11 protein-coding genes and 1 pseudogene are annotated in these 13,510 nt (G+C 72.3%); 8 read left to right on the top strand and 4 right to left on the bottom strand.

Translation table 11 applies throughout. The annotated features are described in order from the left end of the window. Positions 1 to 473: 473 nt before the first annotated feature. Positions 474 to 821, top strand: a complete 348-nt coding sequence (locus OG622_RS07675; protein ID WP_371574263.1) for a tetratricopeptide repeat protein — start codon at positions 474 to 476, stop codon at positions 819 to 821. An 83-nt stretch (positions 822 to 904) separates the two neighbouring features. Here the strand turns inward: OG622_RS07675 and OG622_RS07680 are convergent, their stop codons facing one another. Beyond that, positions 905 to 2,350, bottom strand: a complete 1,446-nt coding sequence (locus OG622_RS07680) for a PepSY-associated TM helix domain-containing protein (RefSeq protein ID WP_371574264.1) — start codon at positions 2,348 to 2,350, stop codon at positions 905 to 907. 183 nt (positions 2,351 to 2,533) lie between these two features. On the opposite strand from OG622_RS07680, the gene OG622_RS07685 reads away from it, so the two are divergent. Continuing rightward, positions 2,534 to 3,190, top strand: coding sequence for a peptide deformylase (locus OG622_RS07685; protein WP_371574266.1), 657 nt, complete (start codon positions 2,534 to 2,536; stop codon positions 3,188 to 3,190). Positions 3,191 to 3,235: 45 nt separating this feature from the next. Here the strand turns inward: OG622_RS07685 and OG622_RS07690 are convergent, their stop codons facing one another. Continuing rightward, the gene (locus OG622_RS07690) at positions 3,236 to 4,696 is read right to left on the bottom strand and encodes an NAD(P)/FAD-dependent oxidoreductase (protein WP_371574268.1); all 1,461 of its coding nucleotides are present in this window, start codon (positions 4,694 to 4,696) and stop codon (positions 3,236 to 3,238) included. A gap of 127 nt (positions 4,697 to 4,823) precedes the next feature. On the opposite strand from OG622_RS07690, the gene trxA reads away from it, so the two are divergent. Continuing rightward, complete coding sequence (trxA, locus tag OG622_RS07695) at positions 4,824 to 5,210, top strand: thioredoxin (RefSeq protein ID WP_371574270.1); 387 nt, start codon at positions 4,824 to 4,826, stop codon at positions 5,208 to 5,210. Between the two features lie 231 nt (positions 5,211 to 5,441). Here trxA and OG622_RS07700 read toward each other — a convergent pair whose 3' ends face one another. Further along, positions 5,442 to 6,476 carry a LacI family DNA-binding transcriptional regulator gene (locus OG622_RS07700; RefSeq protein ID WP_371574271.1) on the bottom strand — a complete coding sequence of 345 codons (1,035 nt, stop codon included), beginning with the start codon at positions 6,474 to 6,476 and terminating at the stop codon, positions 5,442 to 5,444. A gap of 615 nt (positions 6,477 to 7,091) precedes the next feature. Here OG622_RS07700 and OG622_RS07705 point away from each other — a divergent pair. From OG622_RS07705 to OG622_RS07725, 5 genes and pseudogenes are all read left to right on the top strand, one after another. Next, positions 7,092 to 7,902 (top strand): annotated as a pseudogene (locus tag OG622_RS07705) (alpha/beta hydrolase); the annotation flags it as partial. 695 nt (positions 7,903 to 8,597) lie between these two features. After that, positions 8,598 to 10,022, top strand: coding sequence for an amidase (locus OG622_RS07710; RefSeq protein WP_371574272.1), 1,425 nt, complete (start codon positions 8,598 to 8,600; stop codon positions 10,020 to 10,022). Positions 10,023 to 10,112: 90 nt separating this feature from the next. Further along, on the top strand, positions 10,113 to 10,331 hold the full coding sequence (locus tag OG622_RS07715; protein WP_371574274.1) for a hypothetical protein: 219 nt from the start codon (positions 10,113 to 10,115) through the stop codon (positions 10,329 to 10,331). Positions 10,332 to 10,490: 159 nt separating this feature from the next. Continuing rightward, a complete protein-coding gene (locus tag OG622_RS07720) occupies positions 10,491 to 11,909 on the top strand; it encodes a flotillin family protein (protein WP_371584028.1) in 1,419 nt (472 codons plus the stop codon). Between the two features lie 98 nt (positions 11,910 to 12,007). After that, positions 12,008 to 12,454: a type II toxin-antitoxin system PemK/MazF family toxin gene (locus OG622_RS07725; protein ID WP_371574276.1), complete on the top strand. Its 447-nt coding sequence runs from the start codon at positions 12,008 to 12,010 to the stop codon at positions 12,452 to 12,454. 93 nt (positions 12,455 to 12,547) lie between these two features. Here OG622_RS07725 and OG622_RS07730 read toward each other — a convergent pair whose 3' ends face one another. Further along, positions 12,548 to 13,372, bottom strand: coding sequence for a TIGR02452 family protein (locus OG622_RS07730; protein ID WP_371574277.1), 825 nt, complete (start codon positions 13,370 to 13,372; stop codon positions 12,548 to 12,550). Between the last annotated feature and the right edge of the window lie 138 nt (positions 13,373 to 13,510).

Raw genomic sequence — 13,510 nt, forward strand, 5'->3', positions numbered from 1 at the left:
CGCAGCGGCGACTACGCCCACTACATCGACATCGCCGCCTTCATGGACGCCCGGGACGTCGAGCGGTACCCGGCGGCGCTGGATGCCGGCCGACGCCCTTCAGGCGTTCCTCGCCGACGCGGGGTTCAGCGCCCTGGAGCCCCTCGCACCGCTCACCGTCGGCCACGTGGGCGCTCCGGTGCGGCGGTCGGGCCGACGGCTGCTCGTCGTCGTGTTCTCGCACGGTGCGCACACGGTCAAGATCGCCCGTCACAGGACAATCCCGAAGGGCGGCACGCTGACAGAGCATGAGCGGGACCGCCCGTCACGCCCCGTCGTCCCAGCTCAGGATCACGGACGTCGGACGTCGGACGGGAGACGTTCACCAGGTCCCGCCGCCGAGACCGCCCCCGTCACATGACGTCGTGAAGTCGTGAAGTACTGGAATATTCAATAGCCAGGGCGGGTTGTGCGCCGTCGAAGGAGGTCCACCAGTGGACACGACGTACTACACCCACGGAACACCCGCCGAGCGCTGGGAGCGCGCCCGGATGTTCTTCGACGCCAGGGACTACGCCGCCGCCGCGCGCGTCCTCGGCCCGCTGGTCGAGGAGGTTCCGGAACAGACCGGCCCACGGCTGCTGCTGGCCCGCGCCTACTATCACTCGGCCCAACTGCGCCGCGCCGAGGCCGAGTTGCGCGTCCTCGTCGAGCGGGACCCGGTGGAGCACTACGCCCGGCTGATGCTGGGCCGCACGCTCGAACGGCAGGCCCGGCACGACGAGGCGGAGTCCCACCTGCGGATCGCGTCGGCGCTCGCGGGCGACTTCGAGCGGCTGTAGAGGACGGACCGACGCCGAGAGAGGGGCGCCTCCCACGCGAGGCGCCCCTCTCTCACCGCTTCGCCTCCCTCAGGAGGCCCGCGTCACTTCCGCCCCGCCATGTCCTGCTTCGCCTCCAACCGGCCGCCGTAGGACCGCTTGCCGCGTCGGTGAGCGATCTCGCCCAGGACGACGTCCACCGCGACGAACACGGCGAGCGGGATGCCGAGGAGGGGCACGAAGTAGCCGACGACGGCGATGACGGCGAGGGCCGGTACCAGGATCTGCGGCGGTACCTGCTGCCAGGCGCCGCGCGGGATCGGCCGGCCGAAGGACGAGGCCCGGCCGCGCTGCCACCACATGCGGTAGCCCCAGAGGATCAGTACGACCAGGGAGAGCGCGAGGGCCATCAGGACGAGCTGGTTGGCCAGGCCGAACAGGACGCCCGTGTGGCCGTCGATGCCCCAGCGGGACAGCTTGGCGAGGATCGGGAAGTCGGCGAACCGAATCGTGTCGGTGACCTCGGCGGTCACCGGGTCCACGGCCACCGCGTCCTGCTTGGTGGGCCAGCTGCGCTGGACCTGCTTGACCACGTACGTGGAGGACGCGTCGGCGGGCGGCACGATCTCCACCGGGTCGCCGAGACCCTCGCCACGCGCGGCGGCGAGGATCTTGTCCAGGTCCCCCTCCACGGCGGCGGCGCCCTCCTCCGTCGAACCGGCGTCGTGACCGCCGTGGTCGCCCGCCGTGGCCGAGATGGCCGGGGTCGCCTGGTGCAGCTCGGTGCGCAGTATCTCGATGTTGGCACCCGCGTACGTCGACCAGGTCAGACCCGTCGCCGAGAGGAAGAAGAACCCGGCGGCGGCCCAGACGCCGACCGTGCCGTGCAGACCCAGGGTGCGGCGGCGGCCGCTGGTCCCGCGGACCTTGCGCTGGGTGCGGCGGCGGGCGAACCAGAGCACGAGGCCGCCGCCCGAGATGACCCACAGCCAGCTGGCGGCGAGTTCGCTGTAGAGGCGGCCCGTCTCACCGAGCTGGAGGTTGGCGTGGAACTTGTCGATCCAGGTCCGCACCGGCAACGCGCCCGTCGAGCCGTACTGCTCCAGGGCGCCGCGCACCTCAGCCGTGTACGGGTCGACGAACACCGCGAGCGTGTTGCCCTCGTCGATGCCCTCGACGCCCGTCAGCATCACCCGGGTCGTCGCGTCGTCCTCCGGCGAAGGGCGTACGGCGGAGATGGTTCTCTCGGGGTGTTCCTTGCGGGCGGCTGCCACCTGCTCGGAGATCGGCAGCTTCGCGTCGCCCACCTCGGCGACGGTCGTCCGGTCTGCGTAGACGATCTCCTCGATCGAGAACGAGGCGGCGTACAGCCCACCGGTCAGGGCGGCGACCAGCAGGAACGGGGCGACGAGGACGCCCGCGTAGAAGTGCAGCCGCAGCACGAGAGGCCTGAGAGTGGCCCAGCCCCTCGTGGTGCCGTCGGGCTTGGCGTCGGGCTTGGCGACGGGCTTCTGGGGCTCGTCCGTCTCGGTCGAGGGGGCGATGGTCATCGGCGGGTGCTCCGGGATGCGGGGACGTCGTGGCGGTTCAGTAGTCGGGGCGTGTGGGCTTCGAGTTCCCGGCACCTCATGTGATGTAGGTCACACGAGTGCCCGGTGTCGTCCGCCTGCTCGCCCGGGTGCCTCCGCGAGAGCCGCCTCGCCTCGCGCGACCGCGGTTGGCATCCTGGCCCGATGGCTTTTGAACGTGACCGCACCGAATCCCAGCCCCTGAGCGACCGCGTCGAGGAACTCCTCGCCCACGAGGGGCCGCTGCCGATCGTCGCCGCGGGCGATCCGGTACTGCGCCGCACCGCCGAACCCTTCGACGGGCAGCTGGATCCGGGCCTCCTCAACCGCTTCGTCGCCGCGCTGCGCGCCACCATGCACGCGGCACCCGGCGTCGGCCTCGCCGCACCCCAGGTCGGGGTGTCCCTGCGCATCGCGGTGATCGAGGATCCCGCGCCGGTCCCGGAGGAGGTACGGCTCGCCCGGGACCGGGTCCCGCAGCCGTTCCGCGTCCTGGTCAACCCGGCGTACGAGGCCGTCGGGTCGTACCGTGACGCGTTCTTCGAGGGCTGCCTGAGCGTGCCGGGCTGGCAGGCCGTGGTGGCCCGGCACGCCAAGGTGCGGCTACGGGCGCTCGACGAGCACGGGCGGGCGGTGGACGAGGAGTTCTCGGGGTGGCCCGCCCGTATCGTCCAGCACGAGACGGACCATCTCAACGGCACGCTCTACCTCGACCACGCCGAGTTGCGCTCCCTCTCCTCGAACCAGGCGATGGCCGACCGCTGGAACGACCCGACTCCGGCCAACGCCGCCCGGGCGCTGGGCTTCCTGCTGCCCGACTGAGCGACCGCGCGGCTGAGAGCCCCAGCGTTGCGCGGACCGGCCGGTTCAGCCCCGGTACGCCTCCAGCAGCCGCAGCCACACCTCGCTGATCGTCGGGTACGAGGGCACCGCGTGCCAGAGGCGGCCGATCGGGACCTCACCGGCGACGGCGACGGTGGCGGAGTGGATGAGTTCACCGACGGCGGGGCCGACGAAGGTGACGCCGCGGAGGATCTCGCGGTCCAGGTCGACGACCATACGGGCGCGGCCCCGGTAGCCGTCGGCGTAGAGGCCCGCCCCCGCGACGGAGGAGAACTCGACGTCGACCGCGCGGACCCGGTGGCCGGCCTGTTCCGCCTCGGCGAGGGAGAGGCCCACGGCGGCGGCCTCGGGGTCGGTGAAGACGACCTGGGGGACGGCGGCGTGGTCGGCGGTGGCCGCGTGGGCGCCCCAGGGGTCGCTCTCCAGGAGCGGGACCCCGGCCGCGCGGGCGGCGATGGCGGCCCCGGCGATCCGGGCCTGGTACTTGCCCTGGTGGGTGAGCAGCGCCCGGTGGTTGACGTCCCCGACCGCGTACAGCCAGTCGCTGCCCGTCACCCGGAGGCTGTCGTCGACGGGCAGCCACGAGCCGGATTCCAGGCCGACGGTATCGAGGCCGAGGTCGTCGGTGCGCGGGGCGCGGCCGGTGGCGAAGAGGATCTCGTCGGCCTCCAGACGGTCGCCGGTGCCGGTGAGGGCCACCACGGTCCCGTTCTCGCGGGACACCGCCGTCACCGACGTGCCGGTGCGGACGTCCACGCCCGACTCTGCGAGCGCGTCGGCGATCAGTTCACCGGCGAACGGCTCCATACGGGGCAGCAGGCCCTTGCCGCGGACGAGGACGGTGACCTCGGAGCCGAGGGACCGCCAGGCGGTGGCCATCTCGACGGCGACGACACCGCCGCCGACCACGATCAGCCGGCCGGGGACCGCCTGCGCGCTGGTGGCCTCGCGGCTGGTCCAGGGTTCGGCCTGCGCCAGTCCCGGCAGGTCGGGCAGGAGGGCGCGGCTGCCGGTGGAGACCACCACCGCGTGCCGGGCGGTGAGGACGTGACGGCCGCTGTCGGGGGCGTCCACGACCACGCGGCGGGGCCCGGCCAGGCGCGCGTGGCCGCGGTAGAGGATCGCCCCGACGCTCTCCAGCCAGCCGACCTGGCCGTCGTCCTTCCAGTGGGCGGTCTCGTAGTCGCGGTGGGCGAGCACCTCGGCGGTGTCCAGCGGGCCGTCGACCAGGTGGCGCAGGCCGGGTACGCGGCGGGCGTCGGCGCGGGCGATCGCGGGGCGCAGCAGGGCCTTGCTGGGCATGCACGCCCAGTACGAGCACTCGCCACCGACCAGTTCGCTCTCCACGATCGCGGTGGACAGACCGGCCGCGCGGGTGCGGTCGGCGACGTTCTCCCCCACGGGTCCGGCACCGAGCACCACGACGTCGTACTCGGTCGGCGTCGCGTCACCTGCGGCGCCTTCGGTGTTCTCCGTATCCGTCATGGGGTCAGTCTGGTTGGTGGTGTGCGCGGTGGCCAAACGGGTACGCGCGCGGAATACGCCACCGCGGGGCGGCGTTGTCGAGTGCGGCTCGCCCCGAGCACCGATACCAGGAAGAGGGATGCACGCCATGAGCAGCACCGTGGAGCTCACCAAGGAGAACTTCGACCAGACGGTCACCGACAACGAGTTCGTCCTGATCGACTTCTGGGCGTCCTGGTGTGGGCCGTGCCGGCAGTTCGCCCCGGTGTACGAGAAGGCGGCCGACGACAACCCCGACCTGGTGTTCGGCAAGGTGGACACCGAGGCGCAGCCGGAGCTGGCCGCGGCCTTCGGTATCCAGTCGATCCCGACGCTGATGATCGTCCGTGACCAGGTCGCCGTGTTCGCGCAGCCGGGCGCGCTGCCCGAGGCCGCGCTGACCGACGTCATCGGGCAGGCCCGCAAGCTGGACATGGCCGAGGTCCGCAAGGCCGTCGCCGAGCAGCAGGCGCAGGTCGAGCAGAACGGTCAGTGAGCCGACCGGTTCACCGGGCCTCCTGATCGTGTCGTACTGGAGGCCGGTCGCTTGCCGGACCCGGTCGAGGCGCAACTCCGAGTAATGGTCGAGGAGTTGTGCCTTGCCGTGTTCGTCCGGACACGCTCGCCCCGTTCCCGGTGAGACCGACCGTCGTGCGCATGAGGCGCCCCCGAGGCGAGGGGTTCGTCCCGCTCGTCCGTCCCGCCTCGTCCGTTCAGCCCTGTCCGTTCAGCTCGATTCGCGGTGGACGATCCTCGCGCCCAGTACGTCGTGGGTCGTGGGGACCGACGCGGGGTCACGCACCACGCGGTCGACCAGTTCCGCGAGGTGACGTCCGGACGGCAGCTCCAGGTGGACGGTGCTGAGGCGCGGCCGCAGCAGTCGGCCGAGCATCGTGTCGTCGGCCCCGACCACGGCCGTCTCCCCGGGAATGTCGATGCCCTCGTCCTGCAGGGCCCGCATCACCAGCATCGCGTACTCGTCGTTGTACGCGAACACCGCGTCCAGCCCGAGGGAGCGCCAGTCACGGGCGAGCCGGACCGCGGCCGCCTCGTCGTAGGCGAGCGGCAGTTCGGTGACCGTCGCCTCCGTGCCCTGTACCGCGCGTCGTACGCCGGCGAGGCGGGGGTGGGAGAAGACCCCGAAACCGGGCTCCTCGGGCACGACGACACCGATACGGCGGCGGCCACGCTCGACCAGGTGCCGGCCGGCGCTGTGTCCGACGCCCGTGTGATCCAGGATCAACGCGTGGGCGCCCTCGACGGGTTCGGGGGTGAGGGTGACAACGGCCTTGGCACCGGACCGCTTGAGGACGGCCACGCCCTGCGGGCCGATGCCGACGCCGGGCACGATCACCGCGACCGGGCGCAACTCGGCCCAGGCGCGGGCCGCGTCGTCGCCGCGCAGGCCGATGCCACCGTGCTGCACGACGGTGTAGTCGAGACGGCTGAGGGCCCATTGGATCTCGTTGATGAACTGGCTGTAGAGCGGGCCGATGGGAACGCTCGGCGTGGGCATCAGCACCAGGCGGCTGTGGCCGGCTCGCAGACTGCGGGCCGCCGCGTGAGGCACGTAGCCGAGTTCCTTCGCGGCCTCGTGGACCCGGCGACGCGTGGGCTCGCTGATGCGGACGGCGCTGGTGTTGTTCAGGACGTAGCTGACCGTCGCGCGTGAGACACCCGCGAGTCGTGCCACATCGGCGCTCGTGGGCACGGATCGCTGCAGGGGCGAGGGCGAGGAGGGCTCTTTCGGTATCTGCACCATGAGGAGGGCATCCTTGCAGAAGCGGTGAAGGTCGTTCCGGCCGGGGGGAGGACCGGCCACGCGGGAGCTCGGGTTCGGGCCACCGATCTTTGTGGCTGGGCAGTTTGGCGAATGTGTTCGAAATCTGTTCAACCGGGCGGCCATTTCACGCCATCTCCACACAGGTGCGCCGATGGCTGCCCCGTACGGGAGTTCGGTCGGCTTTACGCGCCGCTCCGTGTGCGGGTGCCCGGCCTCCGCCCGGGACCCGCCGTGGTCCCGTGGCGCCGCGGCGGCACCGGGGGTTGCGCTGGTGGCCGGGTCGATCCGCCGGCCGGGGCACTCGACCGGCACAAGGCCTCGCGCCTGGCCGAGGACGCGCGCCGGCTCACGCGCGGCCTTCGTGGGACTTCCCTCCCCTGTCCGGTCGACCGGCCACCCGAGGGGGCGCCATGTGGTGGCGACGCCCGAAAGCTATGGCGTGAACTGTGTGTTCGATGTGGGTGCGAACGCGGGTCGGACGCCCCCCGACCGTGACGCCTGGCGGCTTCCGGTGGGCCACCCGGCGAATGGCGGGCACCACCGCCGCACGACGGCATCCACGCGCCTTGCCGTCACGCTCATCGAGGAGAAGCCATGACCATGATCCCGCCCCCGTTCGATCCGGAGCTGCGGCTGCCCTGGAAGCGATCAAGGACATGGTTCCGAGTGAGCTGACCATGGACGGGTTCTTCGAGGTCGAGGACCGGCTGGTGCCGGGCCCCGAGGGCGAGCCGGAGATCTCGCTGCTCATCTGCCGCCCGGCCGCCGCCACCACGCCGGGTCCGCTGCCGGTGATCCTCCACATCCACGGCGGCGGCATGATCGTCGGCAACAACCGGGTCGGGGTGGACGCGCCGCCGGCCAGGGCGCGGGAGCTGGGCGCGGTCGTGGTGTCCGTGGAGTACCGGCTCGCTCCCGAGCATCCGCATCCGGCGCCCGTCGAGGATGTCTACGCGGGCCTGCTGTGGACGGCCGAGCACGCGGAAGAGAGCGGCGGCGACGCCGAGCGGATCGTCATCGCGGGGGCGAGTGCGGGCGGTGGCCTGACCGCCGCGCCGGCGTTGCTCACGCGGGACCGGAAGGGGCCCAGGCCGATCGGGCAGGTGTTTGCTGTGCCCGATGCTCGACGACCGCAACGACACGCCGTCCGCCCACCGGATGGCGGGGCGGGGGGTGGGACCGGACGGCCAACGAAACCGGGTGGACGGCGCTGCTCGGTGAGCGGCGGGGTGGGCCCGAGGTTTCCGAGTACGCGGCGCCTGCGCGGGCGAAGGACCTGAGCGGATTGCCTCCGGCGTTCATCGATGTGGGGTCCGGGGAGACGCTCCGGGACGAGGCCGTCGCGTATGCGTCCCGGCTGTGGCAGGCGGGTGGGGTTGCCGACCTTCCTGTCGGCCCGGTCGGTGTCGGGCCCGCGGTGCCCGTGCTCGGCCTGCCCGGTTCCTGGGACGGCGCGCGGACCGCGTTGCGGTTCACCGCCGAGTGCAGCGCGCAGGACCCTGGTGAGCGGGTGGTCCACGCCGACGACCTCGGCGGGATCGCCCTGCTCGCCGAACTAATCGCACCGGGGGCCGAACCGGCGCCGGGCATGCGGGACTTGGAGCGGGCCGCCGCCGATTCACCCTGGATGCTCGCCACGCTCCACGCGGTCGCCTCCACCGCCGGCCTGCGGGCGGCCGCCACCGGCGTCAACGTCCACCACTCCACCCTCCAGGACCGCCTGCCCCACGCCGAGGCCCTCCTCGGCTGGCACGTCCGCACCCCCAGGGCCGCCTCCGACTCCATCTGGCCCTCACCATGCGGCGCTTGGCCCGCGGCGGCTGAGCAACCGCCCTCGACGGCGACACGGCTTCAGGAACGGCGGCGACAGGGCTTCCCGGGAGGCACCGGGCGGCCGCGGCGCACCACGGCCGAGCCCGGCCGCCGCCCCACTCGCCACCACCGCCGCCCCGCACCTCGCGCCCCGCCCCACCCCCGCGCCCCGCGCCCCGTATGCCGAGACGAATCGCCGCCCCCGTCAGGCAAGTTGTCCTGCCTGTACCGTCGCGCCCTCGCGGACGTTACCGTTCGGTAGAAATCCTGCTTCCGGAGGTGTTCCGAATGGGTGTCGACCGTGCGCCGGGTCTCGTGGAGTGCGCTCGTGCGCTGGCCGCCGGGGAGGTGACGTCGAGGGCGCTCGTGGAGAAGACGCTTGCCCGGATCGAGGCGAGTCAGGGGACCGTGAACGCGTTCCGCCGGGTGCGGGCCGAGGCGGCGCTGATGGAGGCCGACGCCGCGGACAAGGAACTGGCGCAGGGCGGGCGGCGGCCCCTGCTCGGCGTGCCGGTGGCCGTCAAGGACGACATGGACGTGGCGGGCGAACCGACCGCGTTCGGCTGCCAGGGGGAGTTCCCCTCGCTGCCGGAGGACGGCGAGGCCGTACGGCGGCTGCGCGCGGCCGGGGCGATCGTCGTCGGCAAGACCAACACGTGCGAGCTGGGGCAGTGGCCGTTCACGGAGGGGCCGGCCTTCGGCGCCACCCGCAATCCCTGGCACCCGGACCACACCCCGGGCGGCTCCTCCGGCGGTTCGGCGGCGGCCGTGGCCGCGGGGCTCGTGCCGGCCGCGCTGGGCTCCGACGGCGCCGGCTCGGTGCGTATCCCGGCCTCCTGGACGCATCTCATCGGCATCAAGCCCCAGCGCGGCCGCATCTCGACCTGGCCGCACGCGGAGTCCTTCCAGGGCATCACCGTCAACGGCACCCTCGCCCGCACGGTCGCCGACGCCGCCCTCCTCCTGGACGCGGCGAGCGGCAACCACGAGGGCGACCTGCACCGGCCGACCGCCATCGACGCCTCCGAGGCCGTACGGCGGGATCCGGGGCGGCTGAGAATCGCCTTGTCCCTGAAGCCGCCGTTCACCGCGCTCCCCGCGCGGCTCGACCCCCGCGTGCAGGAGCGGGTGCGGGCCGTGGCGGAACGGCTCGCCGCGCTCGGGCATGTGGTGGAGGAGGCGGAACCCCGGTACGGGCAGATCGGGCTGACCTTCATCCCGCGCGCCACCGCCGGCATCGCCGAACGGGTCGGCGCCATCACCGAGCAGGGCCTCCTCGACCGGCGCACCCTCGACGCCGCCCGCCTCGGCCGGCTGCTCGGCGGGGCGCCCCTGCGGCTGGCCCGCCGTGCGGAGGTCACGCTGCACCGACGGATCGGCGCGCTCTTCACGTCGTACGACGTGCTGCTGGCGCCGACGACCGCCGCTCCCCCGCCGCGCGTCGGCTCCATGCTGAACCTCGGCGGACTCGGCACCGACCGCGCGATGATCGCGGCCTGTCCGTTCGCGTGGCCGTGGAACGTACTGGGCTGGCCCGGCGTGAACGTACCGGCGGGGTTCGTGGACGACGGGCTGCCGGTGGGCGCGCAGTTGCTCGGCCCGGCGAACAGCGAGCCCCTGCTGCTGTCGCTGGCCGCGCAGTTGGAGGCGGACCAGCGCTGGCACGAGAAGTGGCCGCCGCAGCGGAGCACCGCGGATTCACCCGCGGTGTGAGCCGATCGGGTCGTGCGGTGGGTGAGCCGCCCACCGCACGTGCGGTGTCAGCGGGTTCGGCGCCCGCGATGTGACCCGTACGCTGTGACCATGGTCGAAGCGTCGATGGTCGGGCTGATGGGACGGGTGACCGGTGCGGTCGGTCCCGGGCTCGTCGGCGAGGTGATCGTCCGGGTGCGGGGCGGCGCCGAGCACTTTCTCGCGTACCCCGCCTCCGCGAAGGACCGGATCGCGCCGGGGACGCTCGTGATGGTGATGGAGTATCTGCCGCCGCGCACGGTGTACGTGTCGGCGGCGTACGACAGTTGACGGTCCGCAGGGTCCCCGGGTCGCGCTCTGTCGGCCTTCGGGCACCGGTTCGCATCAGGACTGCAACAACGGTCCCTCGATACCTGTACCACCGCTGAACCACGCGGGACACTCCCGACGTTCGGTGCCGAAAGGGCACCTGGCTGAGGGGGTATGCCGATGTTCGTCGGCATGATCGTAGGGGCGACCGTAGGAGCCGCCCTGGTAGTGATCGGTCTGTTCAAACTGATGTGGCGGGTCGCCGAACCCAACGAGGCGCTCATCATCTCCGGCTCCAAGACCAAGATGGAGGGTCTGGAGGAGGGCATGAACTTCCGCATCGTCACGGGGCGCGGCACGCTCGTGATGCCCGGTGTGCAGGCGGTGCGCAAGCTCTCGCTCGACCTGAACCAGACCGAGCTGTCCGTGGACTGCGTGACCCATCAGGGCATTCCGCTGAAGATCCGTGGTGTCGTCATCTTCAAGGTGGGCGACGACTTCGTGTCCATCGCCAACGCGGCCCGTCGCTTCCTCGACCAGCAGAAACGCGTCTCGGAACGGGTGCACAACGTGTTCGCCGGTCATCTCCGTTCCATCGTGGGCGGTTTGACGGTCGAGGACATGATCCGCGACCGCGACAAGCTGACCGGCCAGACACGGGCGGCGTGCGGTACGGAGATGGAGAAGCTGGGTCTGATCGTCGACTCGCTGCAGATCCACGAGATCGAGGACCCGACCGGCTACATCAAGAACCTGGCCATGCCGCACGCGGCGGCCGTCCAGCGGGACGCCCGTATCGCGCAGGCCGAGGCCAACCGGCTCGCCACCGAGGCCGAGCAGATGGCCGCGGCGCGGATGGCGGAGGCCACCCGGGACAGCGAGATCCTCCAGGCCGGCTACCAGGCCGAGCGGGACAAGGCCGCCGCGGAGTCCAAGCAGGCCGGCCCGCTCGCCGAGGCGGCCGCCCTGCAGGAGGTCGTCGTCCAGGAGACCCGGGTCGCGCAGCTGGCGGCGGCCCGGCGCGAGCAGCAGCTGCAGGCGGACGTCCGCAAGCCGGCCGACGCCAAGGCCTACGAGAAACGGACTCTCGCCGAGGCCGAGCGCGACGCCCGTATCTCCGCCGCCCAGGCCAAGGCCAAGGAGACCGAACTCGCGGCCGCCGCCGAGGCGACCGCGACCCAGATCTCGGGTGAGGCCGAGGCCGCCGCCCGGCAGGCCAAGGGGCTCGCCGCCGCCGAGGCCACGCGCGCGAAGGGGCTCGCCGAGGCCGAGGGCATCAAGGCGCGGGCCGCCGCGCTGGCCGAGAACCAGGAGGCGGTGATCGCGCAGCAACTGGCCGAGCAGTGGCCGGAGATCGTGCGGGCCGGTGCGTCCGCGTTCGGCAACGTCGACAACATGGTGCTGCTCAACGGGGCCGACGGCATGGCGGACGTGTTCGCCAAGGCGCTCACGATGGGTGGGACGGGGCTGGGACTGGCTCGACAGTTGCTGTCCTCGATGAACCAGAACGGAGTGCCCGCCGGCGGCTCGGCAGGAGTCAATGGGGTGCCTGTGGAGAAGGTGGTCGTGGAGAAGGTGCAGGTCGACAGGGAGTCGTAGCGCCGCAGTCCCGACTGTGAGTCGTCGGCTGCGGGTTGCTTGTGGCTTGTCGCGCAGTTCCCCGCGCCCCTGAAGGGGCGCGGGTTAGCGTGTGGGCTGTGACTTCCTTCGCTGATCAAGAAGTGCCCGGGCGCCACGGCCCCACCGCCACCACCGAGGCCGATCCCCGTGATGTCGGGCGGGTGCGGACCGAGTACTCGCCCGCGCATGACGGGGATCCCGATCCCGGGGAGATCGTCTGGACGTGGGTGCCGTTCGAGGAGAACGACGGGCGGGGGAAGGACCGGCCCGTGCTCGTGGTGGCCCGGGAGGCCGCCGGGACGTTGCTCGCCGTGCAGTTGTCCAGCAAGCGGCATGACGGGGACCGGGAGTGGGTGCCGATCGGGAGTGGGCCGTGGGATCGGTCCGGGCGGGATTCCTGGGTGGATGTCGACCGGGTGCTGCGGCTGCATGAGGCGGGGATGCGGCGGGAGGCGTGCGCGTTGGACCGGATGCGGTTCAACTCCGTTGTGCTCCGGTTGCGGGAACGGTACGGATGGCGATAGGCCGGGTGGCGACAGGCCGGGCGCCGGACGCGGGTCGATGGGGCTTGTGGCGCCCACGTGGCGGAGCCGCGTATCGACACAGCCCCGCGCGCCTCACAAGCGGGGGCTGAGCTCCTGTTCGAAGGCGCTCCGGACCACCGCGCCCTTCGTGCGGTCCAGTACCCCGAACACCACGTGCTCGAAGGTGCCGTCGAACCTGCCACCGTCCATGAGCAGGGCCCTGAACGCCGCCGCCACCTGCGTCGGGTCGTTGCCGAACACCCCGCAGCCCCAGGCGCCGAGGACCAGTCGGCGGTAGCCGTGAGCCGCTGCTGTCTCCAGGACGCGTTCCGCGCGTACGGCCAACGCGCGCGGCAGTTCCGGGGCGCGCTCCGGTGTCGTACGCAGGACGACCGACGCGTTCGGGGCAGCGGAGGTCAGGAAGCCGGTGGTGTACGGGGTGTCGAGGAGGGCGCCGCGGTCGTCCCGGAAGACGGGTACGGCGGGTGAGTGGATGACACGGTCCGTGTAGAACGGGTCGCGGTGGGTGCGGTGGTGGGCGTAGAAGGCGGGGGCCTCGCGGACGCAGGTGTAGAGCGCGGAGGCCCGGCAGAGGGCTTCCTCCTGGGCCTGGGCGCCGTTCAGGTAGCCGCCGCCGGGGTTGCGGGCGGAGGAGAAGTTGAGGACGGCCACAGGGGCGTCGGTGGCCGTCAGTCGGTGGGCCGCTTCCAGGCTGCTCTCGCCGGTGACCTCGATGGTCGGTTTCACCGGGCTGACCCGTGGTGTTTCCACCGGATCCGGGCCGTACAGGCGGGTGCCGGCCCGCGCTGTCTCCACCTCGGCCGCGAGGGACACCTCATGGCCGGCGGGCGCGCGATAGCGTCCGGCCGCGACGATTCTCTCGGTTTCGCGTGCGATTCCCCGTAGGCGGGCGCTCATGACGCCACCCCGCATGCCGCGAGCGGCGCGTACTCCCCCGTCGTGCTCATGGGCGCATCCTGGGCGATGCTGGTGAGTGACCGCAACGGGGTTTCCTCGTGTGAATGATCCGGCACGGGTACGGGAAGAGGTGCCTGA

It is taken from the genome of Streptomyces sp. NBC_01314 (genome assembly GCF_041435215.1).
GTDB lineage: Bacteria > Actinomycetota > Actinomycetes > Streptomycetales > Streptomycetaceae > Streptomyces.